Annotated in this window: 14 protein-coding genes and 2 pseudogenes; 9 read left to right on the forward strand and 7 right to left on the reverse strand. The window is 44.6% G+C overall.

The features are described from left to right. Nucleotides 1-89: 89 nt before the first annotated feature. Nucleotides 90-425, reverse strand: a pseudogene (locus K0778_RS22675) (recombinase family protein); the annotation flags it as partial. A gap of 167 nt (nt 426-592) precedes the next feature. Here K0778_RS22675 and K0778_RS22680 point away from each other — a divergent pair. Continuing rightward, a pseudogene (locus tag K0778_RS22680) lies at nt 593-3,570 on the forward strand (Tn3 family transposase). Nucleotides 3,571-3,862: 292 nt separating this feature from the next. Here the strand turns inward: K0778_RS22680 and K0778_RS22685 are convergent. Continuing rightward, nucleotides 3,863-4,117, reverse strand: coding sequence for a hypothetical protein (locus K0778_RS22685; protein WP_064768025.1), 255 nt, complete (start codon nt 4,115-4,117; stop codon nt 3,863-3,865). 750 nt (nt 4,118-4,867) lie between these two features. On the opposite strand from K0778_RS22685, the gene K0778_RS22690 reads away from it, so the two are divergent. Beyond that, nucleotides 4,868-5,686 carry a DUF4942 domain-containing protein gene (locus tag K0778_RS22690; RefSeq protein ID WP_000193209.1) on the forward strand — a complete coding sequence of 273 codons (819 nt, stop codon included), beginning with the start codon at nt 4,868-4,870 and terminating at the stop codon, nt 5,684-5,686. Beyond that, nucleotides 5,683-6,888: a hypothetical protein gene (locus K0778_RS22695; RefSeq protein ID WP_001572381.1), complete on the forward strand. Its 1,206-nt coding sequence runs from the start codon at nt 5,683-5,685 to the stop codon at nt 6,886-6,888. Before K0778_RS22690 ends, K0778_RS22695 begins: the two co-directional genes overlap by 4 nt. Nucleotides 6,889-7,167: 279 nt before the next feature. Here K0778_RS22695 and K0778_RS22700 read toward each other — a convergent pair whose 3' ends face one another. The 3 genes from K0778_RS22700 to K0778_RS22710 are packed head-to-tail and all read right to left on the reverse strand — an operon-like array spanning nt 7,168 to nt 10,165. Then, nucleotides 7,168-8,487 carry a DUF1173 family protein gene (locus tag K0778_RS22700; RefSeq protein WP_000078514.1) on the reverse strand — a complete coding sequence of 440 codons (1,320 nt, stop codon included), beginning with the start codon at nt 8,485-8,487 and terminating at the stop codon, nt 7,168-7,170. A 22-nt stretch (nt 8,488-8,509) separates the two neighbouring features. Further along, nucleotides 8,510-8,677 carry a hypothetical protein gene (locus K0778_RS22705; RefSeq protein WP_000220758.1) on the reverse strand — a complete coding sequence of 56 codons (168 nt, stop codon included), beginning with the start codon at nt 8,675-8,677 and terminating at the stop codon, nt 8,510-8,512. 60 nt (nt 8,678-8,737) lie between these two features. Beyond that, a complete protein-coding gene (locus K0778_RS22710; RefSeq protein ID WP_000833382.1) occupies nt 8,738-10,165 on the reverse strand; it encodes a DNA cytosine methyltransferase in 1,428 nt (475 codons plus the stop codon). Between the two features lie 214 nt (nt 10,166-10,379). On the opposite strand from K0778_RS22710, the gene K0778_RS22715 reads away from it, so the two are divergent. The 6 genes from K0778_RS22715 (at nt 10,380) to K0778_RS22740 (ending at nt 14,376) form a co-directional block, all read left to right on the forward strand. Beyond that, nucleotides 10,380-10,895 carry a thermonuclease family protein gene (locus K0778_RS22715; protein ID WP_001572389.1) on the forward strand — a complete coding sequence of 172 codons (516 nt, stop codon included), beginning with the start codon at nt 10,380-10,382 and terminating at the stop codon, nt 10,893-10,895. Nucleotides 10,896-10,897: 2 nt separating this feature from the next. Then, nucleotides 10,898-11,794, forward strand: a complete 897-nt coding sequence (locus K0778_RS22720; RefSeq protein WP_000975182.1) for a hypothetical protein — start codon at nt 10,898-10,900, stop codon at nt 11,792-11,794. A gap of 47 nt (nt 11,795-11,841) precedes the next feature. After that, complete coding sequence (locus K0778_RS27855) at nt 11,842-12,249, forward strand: hypothetical protein (RefSeq protein ID WP_001572392.1); 408 nt, start codon at nt 11,842-11,844, stop codon at nt 12,247-12,249. Between the two features lie 694 nt (nt 12,250-12,943). Continuing rightward, complete coding sequence (locus K0778_RS22730) at nt 12,944-13,141, forward strand: hypothetical protein (RefSeq protein WP_000710701.1); 198 nt, start codon at nt 12,944-12,946, stop codon at nt 13,139-13,141. Nucleotides 13,142-13,477: 336 nt separating this feature from the next. After that, nucleotides 13,478-13,939, forward strand: a complete 462-nt coding sequence (locus K0778_RS22735) for a hypothetical protein (RefSeq protein ID WP_000185304.1) — start codon at nt 13,478-13,480, stop codon at nt 13,937-13,939. A 29-nt stretch (nt 13,940-13,968) separates the two neighbouring features. After that, a complete protein-coding gene (locus K0778_RS22740; RefSeq protein ID WP_000074418.1) occupies nt 13,969-14,376 on the forward strand; it encodes a hypothetical protein in 408 nt (135 codons plus the stop codon). A 50-nt stretch (nt 14,377-14,426) separates the two neighbouring features. On the opposite strand, the gene K0778_RS27860 is transcribed toward K0778_RS22740, so the two are convergent. Both K0778_RS27860 and K0778_RS22750 read right to left on the reverse strand, forming a co-directional pair. Further along, nucleotides 14,427-14,954: a hypothetical protein gene (locus K0778_RS27860; RefSeq protein ID WP_001027750.1), complete on the reverse strand. Its 528-nt coding sequence runs from the start codon at nt 14,952-14,954 to the stop codon at nt 14,427-14,429. A 166-nt stretch (nt 14,955-15,120) separates the two neighbouring features. Continuing rightward, the gene (locus K0778_RS22750; protein WP_181728339.1) at nt 15,121-15,507 is read right to left on the reverse strand and encodes a hypothetical protein; all 387 of its coding nucleotides are present in this window, start codon (nt 15,505-15,507) and stop codon (nt 15,121-15,123) included. Nucleotides 15,508-15,666: the final 159 nt, after the last annotated feature.

Consider the following 15,666-nt stretch of genomic DNA (forward strand, 5'->3'; position numbering starts at 1 on the left):
CTCAGCATTTTATTATGGTGATCCCCTGGGCGAAATGCGCCTGGTAAGCAGAGTTTTTGAAATGTAAGGCCTTTGAATAAGACAAAAGGCTGCCTCATCGCTAACTTTGCAACAGTGCCAAGTACCTTTTGATGCCGTTCCTGAGCGACCTGTTTTCCCTGATATTTACCCAGCGTATGTGCGAGTTCAACTCCCTGCTTTTGGCGCTGGCGGTCAATTTGCTCGACCAGCAAAATATCATTGCGGTGACTGTCCATCAGTAAGCGACCCAGTTCCGGTCGGTCAAGTTTTGTACCGCTGATATTCTCCCGGTAGTAACTGGCTATTTTATGCCCCCGCTCCTAAACAAACTGCTCCAGCATCTCTTTTGCCCGATCGGTGAACTGATCTTCCGTCTATGCCCTTAAATAAGTGCTGATGAACATTTTTTCACCGCATTACCGCATTTAGGTTATTGCATTTAATCTATCGCATATAGGCTATGTCGTTCATTGTGTGCCGTCACGTTTAGATTATGGTGTCAGGGTATACCCTTATGCGATAACCATTTTTGTTAAAAATAACGCATCGAATAATTTATGAGGAAAACTATATGGCAAGGAGGCAGATTCTTTCTCTGTCGGAAAGAGAATCATTACTGGCATTACCGGACGATGAGTTAACGCTGACCCGAATGGCCTATTTCAGTGAGCATGATCTGGCGCTTATCAGTGCTCACCGTAAACCCGCCAGCCGTTTTGGTTTTGCCGTCCTTCTTTGCTATCTGAAAAATGTCGGCTTTGCCCCGGATAAAAAAATCTCTCCCTCTGATGCGCTGCTGAAGCATATCGCCAGCAGGCTAAAGCTTACCGGGGATCTCTGGCCTGCTTACCTTTCCGGCCGGGATACGACCCTGCGTGAGCATTTAACCGAACTGTACCGCTATCTTGGCGTAAAGGCGTTCACCGGCAAAATACAGCAGGACTGTATTACGCACCTGTTATCGATGGCGACGCGCACCGATAAAGGCATTCTCCTAGCCGAAGAGTTACTTGTCTATCTCCGGCAGAACAACGTGATAATCCCCGCGATTGATGTCGTGGAGCGTACCTGTGCTGAAGTCATGGCAGGCGGCGATAAAATCGTATTTCAGACCCTGAATGCCCCGTTAACTCCGGCTCACAGGGATGCCCTGGATCATTTACTTGAGTCATCAGATAATCAGCCTTCCAGGCTGACATGGCTTCTGCAACCGCCGGGTAAAATCAATGGTAAGAACGTGCTGCAACATCTTGATCGGCTCAGCAGCATTGAATCGCTGGCATTACCTGAAGGTATAGATCGTACCATTCACCAGAACCGGTTGCTGAAACTGGCGCGGGAAGGCCGAAAGATGAGTAGCCGGGATTTGACCCGATTTTCAGCTGCCCGGCGTCATGCGATCCTGGTGTGCGTGCTGGAAGAAGCCAGAGCCACACTGACAGACGAAGTGATTGAGCTGCATGAGCGAATGCTGAATAGTCTTTTCAGCAAAGCCAAACGAACACAGGCTGAGCGCCTTCAGCAGACCGGAAAGCTGATCCAGTCAAAACTGAGGCAGTACATCGATGTCGGTCAGGCGCTGTCTGATGCCCGTGATTCCGGTGGCGATCCCTGGCTCGCAATAGAAAACATACTCCCATGGGCTGAATTTGTCGCCAGTCTGGATGAAACACGCCATCTCGCCAGAAAAAATAATTTTGACCCGCTGCATATTATTACCGAGAAATACAGCACATTACGGAAATATGCCCCACGCATGTTGTCCGCTTTACAGTTAGTCGCAACCCCGGCAGCGCAACCTCTGGCTGATGCACTGGTTGTGATCAAGGATATGTACCGGAAGCAGTCACGTAAAGTTCCGGCGGCAGCGCCGCTTGAGTTTGTCCCTGAAAGCTGGCGCAAGGTGGTGATTACACCTGTGGGTATTGACCGGCAGTACTATGAGTTTTGTGCACTCAGCGAGCTTAAGGGGGCGTTGCGCTCCGGGGATATCTGGGTTAAAGGCTCGCGCCGCTACAAAAATTTTGATGATTACCTCATACCCGAGAAGGACTTTGACAAACTCACACCGGCACTGCCACTGCCCGTATCTGCTGATTATCATGAGTACATTACCAGCCGTATGACCCTGCTTCAGTCCAGACTTGAAGAGGTCAATGCCATGGCTGCCCTTGGTGAACTGCCCGATGTGGAAATATCCGACAGGGGCGTAAAAGTCTCTCCGCTGGATAACTGCGTTCCGGCGCAGGTTTCACCGCTGGCAGAGCTGGTTTACAGCATGCTACCGCGACCTAAAATCACGGAAATTCTCGATGAGGTAAACAGCTGGACGACGTTTACCCGACATTTTTCGCATATAAAAAATGACATTACCCGTCCCGATACCCGCTTGCTCCTCACCACCATTCTTGCGGATGGCATCAATCTTGGCCTGACCAAAATGGCAGAAGCCTGCCCCGGGAGCACCAAATCATCACTCGAAGATATTCAGGCATGGTACATCCGTGACGAAACCTATTCAGCCGCTCTTGCAGAGCTGGTAAATGCGCAGGGGAAAAGACCGTTGGCGGCATTTTGGGGAGACGGAACAACGTCATCATCAGATGGACAAAATTTCAGAACCGGCAGCTCAGGCCGCTACGCAGGGCAGGTTAACCCGAAATATGGGCAAGAGCCTGGACGTCAGTTTTATACCCATATTTCGGATCAATACAGCCCGTTTTACACCTGCATAATCAGTCGGGTCAGGGATTCAACCCATGTTCTCGATGGCTTGCTGTACCACGAAAGCGACCTGGAAATCAGGGAACATTACACCGATACCGCTGGTTTCACCGATCATGTCTTTGCCCTGATGCATCTGTTGGGATTTGCGTTCTGTCCGCGAATCAGGGATCTCCACGACAAAAAACTGTTTATCAAAGGGAAAGCAGAGAAATACCCGGCGCTTCAGTCACTGATATCAACGACCAGCCTGAATCTGAAAGAGATCGAAATCCACTGGCGTGAAGTGCTGCGTCTGGCAACCTCGATAAAGCAGGGAACCGTGACGGCATCCCTGATGCTGAAAAAGCTTGCCAGCTATCCCAAGCAAAACGGACTTGCCAAAGCACTGAGAGAAATTGGCCGCATTGAGCGAACCCTGTTTATGCTCGACTGGTTCCGCGACCCGGCTCTGCGTCGGCGGGTACAGGCGGGGCTGAATAAAGGCGAAGCCCGTAACGCGCTGGCGCGTGCGGTATTTATGCACCGACTGGGAGAAATCAGGGACAGAAAACCGGAAAATCAGAGCTATCGCGCCAGTGGACTGACGCTGCTGACGGCTGCCATATCCCTGTGGAATACCGTCTATATGGAAAGAGCGGTCGATGCCCTGAAGCGTAAAGGGGTGAAGATCAACGAGCAACTGCTGTCGCATTTGTCGCCGTTGGGCTGGGAACACATCAATCTGACAGGTGATTATATCTGGAAAAGCAACCGGATACCGGCTTCTGGTAAGTTTCGTCGGCTAAGACCAGCTAAAGTCGAAAGGTCAAAAAACAGCCTTAACGTACAATAATTTTCGATATCCAAACTGACCCCGAATACAAGGACAATGCCGGTACCGCCTGATTACTTCTGGCGTCGTCTACAATGTTACTCCAGGCATATGCTGCGTCGTCCGGGGTTTGTTTTGGATCTATGTCCAATGTCGGCCAGACGTGGCCCTGATGATTCTTGCCCTTTGTACAGGAAGTGATTAAGTGTACTGAGCGTTCAGAGAACATTATCTTCCTTACATACCCATAGAACAGCTTTCTAAGAACGGTGGGCTCGGCTGAAAATTACAAATCAGCCCCTTTCACGGCATCATTTTGATTCTTCGCGTCTGCCCCAGTAAGATGACCGGTTTTCTGCATGACAGTGTTATTCCTAACAAACGCAACACAAAACCACGCCAGCCAGAGCAAATTTTTTCATTTGCTGCGTAAAGCCTATTGTTTTCTCTTTTAAGCTTCGCCCACTCGTTACAGAGGGTAACATCATCAAGCGCTGTTATATGCTTCGCCTCACCTTCGACGATAACGGTATGGATACCGTATGCTGTAAATCTCATACTATTTTCCAGAACCCAGTTGCGGTATTCGTCGAGTCCACCTTCGGAACCGGTAGCTCTGCGCCACATTTCAATTTGCTTGTGTGATGGGTCAAGTGTACTTGTCATTGAAGCCTCGTCTCAGCGATAACGCTTGAAATAGCCCGCTTTGGTCATCATGAAATTAGCCATCTGACTGGCGATTTGATTGTATCTTACTCATAGTGCCCTACCTATAGGTTAAAAAGGGGCATTTTCGCTTTATAGCGTGTTCAGCAGCATCAATCCTCCCAAGAAAGGCTGGCTTATTAAGCCGGTCCATCATTTTCTGTATATCTCTCATCAATTTTTATATCCGCCCTGGAGTGCACCGTTCAAGCACACCGATTAGGCAGATAGTCACTAGTTAACTCTTTACTAGTGACTAAATTCCATTGATATACGTGACAACGTCACGTCATGAAAGCTTTTAAATGCCTATTTTTCATACAATGGGATTTAATTAGGAGTAAATCCCATAGGCTTACATAAGGATGACAATTAAAAGCGTTAAATATCAACCAGATAGAATGATTACCCCCAATTAATGGGCTCATCACATTATTTCACTGGCTGGGGTTATTGCTGGCATATCTGAAAGTGCTAATATGTTAGTCATTAGTAATTAGTAAAGCCTTTACTAAACGCGTTTCTACGTAAATTCTATAGGTTTTATAGTGTCCTACCTTTGCTCAAATCAAAATGTTCTGACATACCAAAATGGAGTGTAAAATGACTCAAAACCAGGGTTCTGAGCCAGTACCGGCGAGCCGGACAGGGCAGCTCATCAGCGCCCGGGATATGGCCATGCAGAAATTCGAAGAAGGGATGCGGTTAATCTCGGAAGCGTCGGAACTGTGCGGTCTCTCTCTCTTCACCAGCAGAATTATGCAGCCCAACGCATTTGGTCTTCCGTCGTCACTGGATCGCACCATCGAGGAGGGGCGTAAGGAAATTGACCGTAAAACGTGGAAAAGGCTCTTTGAAGAAACAGGTATGGACCGGTACTGGAACCATAAGCAAAAAGAAGCCTTTAACGAATCCCTTCGTACGGATCCGCCCGTCGCTTCCCTGGAGATTGTTAAGGGAACATTACAGCATGCACTGGCTAACAGACGAGACACCCTTGCAGAAGGTTTCGTTGATGTTCTCAACAAGCTTGACCGAAGTTTCAAAAGCAATGCCAGGCAATATACAATGCCAAAAAAGCTTGTTCTTCGGGGGATTTTTCCTGGTGTGAACGTGCTGAGGTACAACGGTTTCTCGCAGGACAATCACTTTTGTTTACGCGACTTTGAGAATATTGTATGCATCTGTTCTGATACTCCAACACCTGCAACCGGCGGTGGGCTGAGTATGGTCGACAGGCTGACGGCCATGAGAAATACAGAATTCACAGGCGAGGTCAGTGATGAGAATGGCTGGCGGTGTCGCCTGTTTGAGAATGGAAACGTTCATATTTGCATCGACAGTATCTCGCTTCTGAATGCTCTGAACGATCTTATCAGCATATATTTTGCAAACCAGCTTCCGGCCGCAGGAAAAAAATGATGATTGAAAATGATAAAGAAAAAAGCCTGAACGATGCTACCCCGCCAGAGGTGCAGAATGACATCCGCAGCGAATCCACTGAAAAATCAAAGGAAATGGGTCGTTCAAGGTACTCATCTATCGCGATGATCGATTACTTCAATGCAATCGAACGTCTGTGCAAAGAGAAAGAAATTAACCCGGAAAATATCGATCTGAGCTTCAAAGTTCACTGGCTCAGAAACGCTGTTGGCGGCTCGTTTGCAAGGTCACAGGAGATGTTCGCGGAGTACCAGAAGTATGTTAAAGAGGTTCCTGAAGAGGCCCGTTACCTGGATATACCCGATGAGGTAAAGGTTGCACTCGGCGATATTATCTCGTACATCACCTGGCACTACCGTAGAAGCTATACCGCAATACAGAATGATAGTGTTAAAAAAGCTGAAGCACGTAGCATGCAGCTGGAGGAGGAGGTAACGCAGCTGTTACAGCGGCTTGAGCAAAGCGCTACCGATATGGATGAGCTGAAACTTGAGAATCAGGCACTACAGGGTCGATTAGAGATCCGGGACAGTACCGTCAAGGAGTTAGAAACAAGGCTGAATGTTGCCGAAGCAGAACTCGAAACCTGCCATCACCAGTTAGATAGCACACGGCATGAATTGAGCCTCGCACAGCAGTCAAATGACTCACTCTCCCAGCAACTGGCTGAACGTAAAACAGAGATCGCTGGTCACCTTGAATATCAAAAAAAGCTGAACGAAGAGATCAACACGCAGCGTTCTGATAACGCCGGTCTTTCCAGACAATGCGACCAGTTAAGTCAGACTGTGTCAGATACAAAGGCAGAGAGGGACAGGTTTGAACAGGAATTGATTGCTGCACAGAACCTTTGTACTGAGCTGAAAAGTGCACTGTCCGGGAAAGAGGGTGACCTGGTGGCGGTGAATGCCGAGCTTACTGAACTCCATAAACTAAACGAGTCGCTGAGCGCCGACCTGAATAAAGTAACTTTGGTCAGCCAGGGCTATGAAGCGGAAGTGGCTGAACAAAGCAATGAACTCAAAACGCTCCAGGCCAAAGTAATGAAGCTGGAAGCTACCCTGGAGGCGGAGAAAACAATCTCAGAATCCCTAAAAGGCACCATTGATACATTAACTGGTGCAATGGCAGGGGGAGGTACTGGAAAGTCAAAACAGCCGCGTAGCAGAAAAACATCATGATAAATGAAGCCAGGTTGATACACTTCTCTGCATCCCCTGGCACATAAGAACTTCTGCGGACATTCAGCCCGTCCGCAGGAGTTTTCGTCCTTCAGTCAACAAATGCACTACCTTTTTTGAGTCTCCACTTTCCAGAGCAGAAAACACGTTACCGATTCTACCAACAGCTTGTATCTGAGTGATAACCCCAGTCTTGTAATCATCTAGGATCCCTGACAGGAAAGCGTTCAGTTTTGTCTGTTCGCTTAGCGAAAGCATGTAGGACATTTTTTCTCCATTTTAAGCAGGTGTGTCAGTTGAAAGAGGTTTGCGTGATTCTGGAAAATGAGGCAGCACCATAGTTTCAGATGCTGTGGTCGCATCCCAGTGCCACCATCCATAAGGCCCATATTCACGGTTGTAATAATCTTTTTTGAGTTGCTTTCGGGCCAGATAAGCAGGAGTGGCCATACCAAATACTTCCATCGGGAACGGCTTATCGCTTTTTGTGTCGAGCAGGTAGAAGTCAGGGAACACCTCACTAATACTCGCATCATAACGCATGGGCTTAACGTACTGCCGGTGCTCTGCATCCAGCTTTTCTGCAACAACCGCCTCATAGGAGGAGTCCAGAGGTATCCAGTTCTCGCTAACGTGCATCAGCACAATTTGATGAGCTCTTACAGAAGGGCCTCTGCCGGTTACCGCAGCTGGTGACGTCAACGCAAAGACAACTATTTTCGCCCCGGATTTCCATGCTGCGTACTCCGATGAAAATCGTTTCTTTACGCTATCCCAATGGACTTCTGAATTGAAAAAAATCAGCGGTAGCCCCCCAAAATTCCGCAGGGGTAAAAATTTAAGTGGCTTCTCATGCTTTTCAGCATCGTAGCGAGGTAAAACTGACAGGAGCATGAGACGTTTATCACTCATCGCCTGTGATGAAAGACGCTGAATTTGCGACTGAGCGACAGGTTGTTTCGGGTCAGGTACACCAATGAATAAATGGTCACCTATGCAGGCTCTGCCGGTACGAATTTGTTTAGCGGTTTCAAGCAGACGATACCGTACCAGTGAATCGTTACGTTTCCCTGCCATTTTCGGGTACCAGACATTCAGACCAGACTCTGTCCACAAAAGACTAAGCAAGCCCAGGAGGGTCATTGAGGCCTGACCTCCTTCTGGTCGCTGAACATGGGGCAGGGGAGGCACTTCTGATTTTTCAGGAGGATCTTTCTCTGTCATACCGATACCGAGCCTTACAGCCATATCACCTTCGGTTGTAATCCGGACCACACCACTCGCATATCCTTTCAGGCCGGTATGCCGGGCATCAAGGGAGAAGAATACACAGGAAGGATCATGCTCAATGCCCGTGTTAGCGGCTTTGACGAGAATAAAGGCATCACCGTTCGGTAAAGCACGAACATAAAGTCGCTTTTCTCCTTTTCCACGACATCCGCAGGTGATGACTGATTTTTGACCTGAGGTGTGGTGTGCCTTTTTAAGAGCCGACTGCCACCCTTTAGCAAACTCATCCTGCGTTTGAAAGTCAGGTGAATACCTTTTGACGTTTGGATCGTCGTCGTAAGCAATCATCACTGCGAATTTTTGGCTCATAGTAGTCTCCTAAACAGGAAGTTTAATATCCCAACCAGAGCAACACTTCCTGAGCGTCATACTGTTCCTTTACGCCCATGTCGCTAAAGAATTCTTCGAAATCTGTTTCGGGAACGCAATGCCTGGACAGTTCTTGTAATGCTCGTTCTTTAGATACCGTCTCACCTTCAGCTGATTCGAAATACGTCATGTTTGACCTCTGACATTATTACAACAATCTTAAGCATTTAAATTGATGAAGGAGCTCAGGTCAGCTGACTTCGTCGTAAAACTGCCGCAAGCGCTGGGAGGCTGCAAATTCAATTCGTGACTTCAGCAGTTTGGCGACGGCCGCAAAGACATCAACGACCACGGAGTTCCCAAACTGTCTGTAAGCCTGTGTATTGGACACAGGGATACGGAAAACACTTTCCCCGGGTTTATCGAAGCCCATTAGCCTGCTGCATTCACGTGGCGTTAGCATGCGTGGCCGACGGTCCATGTTGTATGTGTTATGGAAATCAGTTTCTCCCAGTTCATGAGACCAGCCCCGATCAATAAGAATTTCAGATCCGTCTTTCATATAGCGGCTTGAGAGGGTTCTGGTGACACTATTAACATTGGAAGGATCTACTAGTCCAAAACCAAAACCATTGCCTTTTGCCGCATGTTTCTTTGCATAGTTGTATAAGTACTCCCAGAGTTTAGGGGAGAGGATGTATTTACTATCTACGCTCGGATCCAGTAAATCTGAGAGAGAAGGGCGCTTGTCCGGATAAAAGTCTTTAATGTCTCTCAGAGTAAAACCGTCTTTCAGACGTAGGTCGCGGCGAAAACCAATAAGGACGATACGTTCACGGTGCTGGGGTCGGAAATGACGGCCATCGATGACTTTAGGATCATCCGCGCCCGTGCTTTCGCTGTTTGCGACGTCGTAGCCAAGCTCATCGAGCGTTTTCATGATGATGTTAAAGGTATTACCCTTATCGTGACTCTTCAGATTTTTTACGTTTTCCAGAACAAAAATTGCAGGTTGTTTTGCCCGGATGATCCTGGCCACATCAAAGAAGAGCGTACCCTGAGTGTCGCACTCGAAACCGTGTTTGCGACCCATAGAGTTCTTTTTACTGACACCGGCGATGCTGAATGGCTGGCATGGAAATCCCGCAAGAAGAACATCATGATCCGGGATAGAGGCATCGATAAATTTGTATGCCTCGTCATCAGTAACCTCGGGCCGGTTGCTAAGAGTGATGTCACGGATGTCTGAATTGAAGCGGTGCTCGTTCTCATCGCAATACCAGTTCGCCCGGTAAGTACGGCTGGAATAAGTATTCCATTCGCTCGTGAAAAGACATTTACCACCGATGGCATCAAATCCGCTTCGCAGTCCACCTATCCCTGCAAACAGATCGATAAAGCTAAAGTGCCTGTCCTCATAATCAGCAGGTCGTGAAGGTATTAAAGTCTGTAGATAGCGTCCATCTGCGATACTCAGCTCACAATGCTCAGGTATGCATGTAACCTGACGTTTAAGGGATGCACGGGACCAATTACTGCCATTTTCATCATTTAATACCTGAGCCAGATATTTCAGGTCATAAATGGTCGAAGCTGTTAACAAAGTTTTGTGGATCAGAGATGGTGTTTTATCCACATCATTCAGGTCTGTCTCAAGATCATGAGTGTAACGTTTCATCCAAACTCTCTCAGGAATAATATCTTTGAGATAGATTAACACGCTTAATTTGGATTATTTTTTGGTTCAGGTTCTAAATTTATTGTGATTATTCTGCCTTTAAGTTGCAAAAAGATTGGTTTTAAGCCCGCCCATGAAATAATGACTTGTTAAAATACTGCCTGTAAATAGGCTTGTGGATACATGTCTGTACTCAACAAATCAAGGTGAAATGATGTTTTTTTTAACAAAGTTACTTTTGCCCATCATGATTGTTGTATTCCCAGTGGCGTCCTGGGGGAACTCAACAACTTTTGAGGCAAAGGTGGTTAAGATTGTTGACGGTGACACCATAACTGCGTTGGATGCTCAAAACACAACCATCAAAATACGGATGTATGGTATAGACGCTCCTGAATCTAAACAGGCTTTTGGCCAAAAAGCAAAACAGGCCTTAACCACAGCTATAGCAACTAAAATCGTTACCGTGATAGACCATGGTACGGATATCTATGGCCGTATGTTAGGTACCATCTGGTTAGATGGATATGATATCAATGCCTCTATGGTGGACAGTGGATATGCGTGGGTTTATCGGTTCGAAGATAACGCCATTGTCCCTGGCTATATCAAATATGAATCCGCAGCACAAAAGGAGGCAAAAGGGTTATGGGCAGACACCAACCCTGTCCCACCATGGCAGTGGAGACAGGCAAACGAAAAGCCCAGAAAGGTGAAAGAGAAGAAATAACCATGATGAAAGAGCCTCATCCGTTACTTCAGTTGGTACTAAACGATTCCGGTCGTCTAACCATGCCTGTTTATTATAGAGATCAACAGTATTGCCCGACTTGCCTTACAAAGGTGTTGAAGAGTGAGGATGGAAGTTTGGCGCACCTCGGGGAAATAAATCAAAATACATGTAGACCTTCTATTTCAGTAGTTGTGACAAAAGCAATTATTGAAATGTTATGTGACGGGGAAAAAATATATGTAAATCCAATACGACACCGAGGCCGGGTGCTGGCACCCTCAGTAATTTTTTCTCCCGACACTCACACTTTCAAACCGTTTATAAATACAGACTATCAGCCTGTGGGAGCAAACTGGAAAAGTGAAAAGGGATATAAACTCGGTCTGTTTTATCTCAAAGATCGAGCCAACTCTATCAATAAAGAGGAATTTGATTTCATTGCCGTTATAGACCCTGAGGCAATGCAGAAAGAATTTATTTCGGCCTGGTCTGAGGTTGATGAAAAAAATCCATTGGAAACGCTGAAGCAGATCTTACGATCTAAAAACAACTCTTCTTTATGGGTAAAATGGCCTGGCAAAATTGAGCATGCGCAAAAAGGAAATTACAACGAAAATTACTGGTTCGATTATCAATCTGATAATCAGGAAGTGAACTGTACGGTCTCTGTTGTAGGTATCGAAGGTAACAGTTCCGGTGAGACAATTTATAGATTGCAAACTTTGCTAAAGCGTAAGCTCAATGAATATCAACTGGTTCGGTCTTTAGGGACTATTATGCTTCTTGATAATACCGGGAATATGATTCCATCAAACCATCCTTATTTTGAAGTCATCTCAAAAGCATGTATAAATGGAGTGCGTGACTTTGTTCGTCAAAACCCGTGGGTAGTCTGACGGTCAACTATAAAGCATAATATAATTAGTAATAACAAGGAACAGACATGAATGAAAACTCAGTAATCTTAATAAGTTTATTTTGGTTTTTTTTGGGATCGAGTGTTGTAGCTGGTTTTATGGATGCATCATTATATTGCTGGATTTTTGCAGCCATAAGCGCATTGTTTCTTCTTTCGGTGATACAAACACCAAAGGAGTTAACGGTATCTATTAGTCATATGACAAGCAAAACGCTGATCTCAAAGACAGATGATGGATACACATTTAGCATTTCACCTTACGGAGACGGGTACCGCTTATCAGTCTCGCCTGAAAATCGTCACAATGGTACCCAAAGCTTTGACGGCTGGTTCCCACGTTTTTTTTCCGAACCACAGTATGCCAAATCATCTTTAACTAAATTTCTCGGTGAGTCCTTAGTATGGGAAGAAGATTCAAGTAATGCTCTATGAGATTACTTATTATAAATTTTTCTATTAATCTCCATGGAGTGATATATGAATTTGGCCTATTTTTTATTTTTGTCTATAACTGTTATGCTTACGAGCTTTATTATTAAATCACTTGTCGTATTGGTAAAGTTCAAATTACTTCGTGATGAACGTCTCGAATATACCAGCAATAAAAATATTGATGAGATGTACGATTTAATGAATGCGAAGGAAGAAATCCTCATAAGGCATCATAAGCAGATGTTGGCATTGCATCTTTCACTATTAATATTCGTTCTATTTATTGCTTACATTTACTAAAAATAATTTTATTCAACATTTCAACAAAGGGTTTTCAATGGAAAGCTTCGAAACTGAACAAATGATTCAATATGCTTTCTACATAAATATCGTAATAACGACTGGTTTGGCATGGTTTTGCTTGCGGTCAGGATTGCATTACAATTTTTTCAGAAAAGCAGAGAGTGCCAGAACAAAAGGGCTGAGTAGTACCTCTACTGAACACGGTCCAGCAATAGTGAGACTAAAGAAGCTACAAGCATTAGTAGATTTTATTAGTAACTGTGCTTTTCTAATCCTTTCAATTGGCACAGCTTATATTTTGTATGTTTGGAGCCACAGTTAACTCATACGAGGTAACTTCGGCAGGTAACAACTTCTAATGCAGGACTTTAATAACTCTAAGGGATTCTACATGAAAAAAGACGATCTAATTACGCGTTGTAAATTACTTAAAGGCGAACGCGATGAGTCTATCTTTACCATATTAATTGGGATAGTAGTAAAGCTGGGGCTGGTAGGCCTGGCATTCTATCTGTTGCTTGGTTCCACGATTGATTGGTCAAGCTGGAAAACTTATGCCGCCATGTTGATCTTGGGAGCATTTCTCTAAAATCTTGAACCTTTTTTCACTCATTACAAGCCATGACCTAGTGCGTAGATCATACGATCTTTAAACCTTATGTCATTGATTTATAAGTACATATAACAAAGATTATGTTAAATACTGTATGTATGTACAGCATCAACAGTTGCCCCCCTCATATTGAGGTAATTGCTACATTCATACCACTATTCTTCTTATAGTATCGACATCCTGAATTATTGCACCCTACTGCTTTGTCTTTAGCTGTTCCGAATTAAAATTCATTGCTCAATTTGGATCACATGACGATCAGCGTATTCCTTTGCTTTATCAAAGTTAAGTTTTTAAAACATAAGATATGTAATGACAAATTCTCAATCTGATTTTCCTTTGAACGATCAAAATTTTCAGGCAGATTTGCTGAAAATCAAAAAGGTTTTCGCCGACCTTATAACGCAGGCATCAGATGGTAAGATACCCATAAGGTCTTCTCATGTACACGGCTTACACCATTTCGAGGAGCTCTACATCCGGGCAAGAGCAGGCATGTGTTCGGTCCTGGGATATCCGGTCATGGTTGTTTCAACTATCTCAGTTAAAGAGCCCGGCACAGGCATTTTTAGAGCGCTTCTTGCAGAATTGAAATGTATTGCAGATGAACAAAATTACATTTTGAAAATTGAAAATGTACTGCCTCCCCTATTCCGCAAATACCTTATTCAAGAAGGTTTTGTTTTCCCAGGTGAACCTTGGATGTGTGGTTCCGGCTATTGGTTTAAGAACCCACAAGTACTTCATGAAAATATTGAGTTATTATCTGTTTAAGTCGATCTAACAATTTCACTGGAGCTAACATGTCCCCGGAATTGGTATCAGACATTGCAAGAGTGGCGCATGAAAAGCTACTTTCAATTTTAACGGAGTGCGGCATAGAGAAGACGGCAGGCACTTGCCTTTTTGCAAGCTATCTTGTGTGTTATTTAGCAAAAACTAAAGGTCTAGATGCTGTTGTCCGTGGGGGTAACGGTGCAGATGATGGCGGTATATTTATAGAGTGTGGTGGCTTTGGCCATTATTGGTGTGAGTTGAATTTCGAAGAAGTGCAATATTATATTGACATCACTTCCGAACAGTTTGGGTTTCATCCATACATAGTGAAACTCGCCAACGATATAACAGGATGGCCTCGATATATTCCTGGTGATCAGGAAACGGTCGATAGTCATTTAGAACAATTATTACGCGACGGCTATACAGAATAGGCTGCGTATACCCTATCGCAGCCTTTCAGGCTCTTAACCCTTGTGACCTGTTAACGGAACCACTCAGGATGACGCTGCCGATCAACTTTGATAACCTGCGAATTAAATTCAACGACATCCGCTGGAGTAAGCATTAATTCATCAGGATTTACAATAAATGGTCTTAAAACCACTTCGCCACCGTCTTCTTTTGCACCGTAGATATTAATAAGAAAGTGCAGTCGTTGATTTCCTTCAGCATTGCGTTGCCATTCTCTAAAAGTCAAAGTTTGTTTAATATAGTTTGTTAAAAGAAATGCGAATTCAGATTCTTCCGTTTGTGAGATACCGATTTTGTTAGACATTTTTTTTAGTATCTTTCCGAGCATGGACACACAGGCATCTAGACTTAACGATGTTGAAATTTTGGTCGTATTAAAATCCTCCTGCGAAAGTGAAATCATCCATGTATTATCTTTATGATAGTCGGTAATATAAATAAAATGAGATGTAAAAGGCGTTGAGTGATTGAACTCTCCTAAGTTCCATCCATACTGACTCACTGTATTTGAGCTAAGTTCTTTGTCGGTAATGTTCATAATTCATACCTTTCGATAAAGTCTGTAATGATAATTAGCTATCTCAAAGGACCAGAACAACTCTTGAAATAACCACACTCGAAGAATTTATCATATTGAACACCCCTACCTAATAACCTTGCCGACTTAATAAATCACAATAGCCCTCCCCTGACATTTTAAAATGCTACTTGAATTTTTGATAGCTTATGGTTGTTTTATGTTCTTTGTGATACGCATATGTCATCTTCTCTTTCCAGTACCAATCTTGTAGATCCTGCAAGTCTAGCCCATTTTTCTCACGTATGCTTTCGTGTAATTCGCTAAGCGCGAGTTTATCATTAGGTTTATAAATGGCTAATTTTTCTTCAAATAAATCCAGCCAACGTTTCCCCATCTTACGACGCAAAACAAACACCATCGTGATAAATGTAATGAAATGCACAGCAATTAGTTCCAACTTATGCGATTGCTGACCAGATAAAATTACTATTGTAACAACAGGGATGGCCGTATATAAAGCAATCAAAGCGACCATAAGTTGGTATGGTTTTTCCCGTATTACCATGTTCATGGGTAAACCAGAGGACGCTACTGCTTGCCAAAATCTTAAAGGGGAGCCCGCAGAATTCGGAAAAAATCGTACGCTAAGGTTTTCCGGGCATCCGTAAGGGCCGAAACTTCCCGTCTTCCAGTCTGCGGCTCTGCCGCCAGACGTAATCGCCGGTTAGGT

Source organism: Escherichia sp. XD33 (assembly GCF_019375075.1).
In the GTDB taxonomy this organism is placed as follows: Bacteria; Pseudomonadota; Gammaproteobacteria; order Enterobacterales; family Enterobacteriaceae; genus Enterobacter; species Enterobacter flexneri_A.

Coding starts and splice junctions, on each gene's coding strand:
- K0778_RS22685 (WP_064768025.1), bottom strand. CDS start 4,117: ATGAGATTTACAGCATACGGTATCCATACCGTTATCGTCGAAGGTGAG.
- K0778_RS22690 (WP_000193209.1), top strand. CDS start 4,868: ATGACTCAAAACCAGGGTTCTGAGCCAGTACCGGCGAGCCGGACAGGG.
- K0778_RS22695 (WP_001572381.1), top strand. CDS start 5,683: ATGATGATTGAAAATGATAAAGAAAAAAGCCTGAACGATGCTACCCCG.
- K0778_RS22700 (WP_000078514.1), bottom strand. CDS start 8,487: ATGAGCCAAAAATTCGCAGTGATGATTGCTTACGACGACGATCCAAAC.
- K0778_RS22705 (WP_000220758.1), bottom strand. CDS start 8,677: ATGACGTATTTCGAATCAGCTGAAGGTGAGACGGTATCTAAAGAACGA.
- K0778_RS22710 (WP_000833382.1), bottom strand. CDS start 10,165: ATGAAACGTTACACTCATGATCTTGAGACAGACCTGAATGATGTGGAT.
- K0778_RS22715 (WP_001572389.1), top strand. CDS start 10,380: ATGTTTTTTTTAACAAAGTTACTTTTGCCCATCATGATTGTTGTATTC.
- K0778_RS22720 (WP_000975182.1), top strand. CDS start 10,898: ATGATGAAAGAGCCTCATCCGTTACTTCAGTTGGTACTAAACGATTCC.
- K0778_RS27855 (WP_001572392.1), top strand. CDS start 11,842: ATGAATGAAAACTCAGTAATCTTAATAAGTTTATTTTGGTTTTTTTTG.
- K0778_RS22730 (WP_000710701.1), top strand. CDS start 12,944: ATGAAAAAAGACGATCTAATTACGCGTTGTAAATTACTTAAAGGCGAA.
- K0778_RS22735 (WP_000185304.1), top strand. CDS start 13,478: ATGACAAATTCTCAATCTGATTTTCCTTTGAACGATCAAAATTTTCAG.
- K0778_RS22740 (WP_000074418.1), top strand. CDS start 13,969: ATGTCCCCGGAATTGGTATCAGACATTGCAAGAGTGGCGCATGAAAAG.
- K0778_RS27860 (WP_001027750.1), bottom strand. CDS start 14,954: ATGAACATTACCGACAAAGAACTTAGCTCAAATACAGTGAGTCAGTAT.
- K0778_RS22750 (WP_181728339.1), bottom strand. CDS start 15,507: ATGAACATGGTAATACGGGAAAAACCATACCAACTTATGGTCGCTTTG.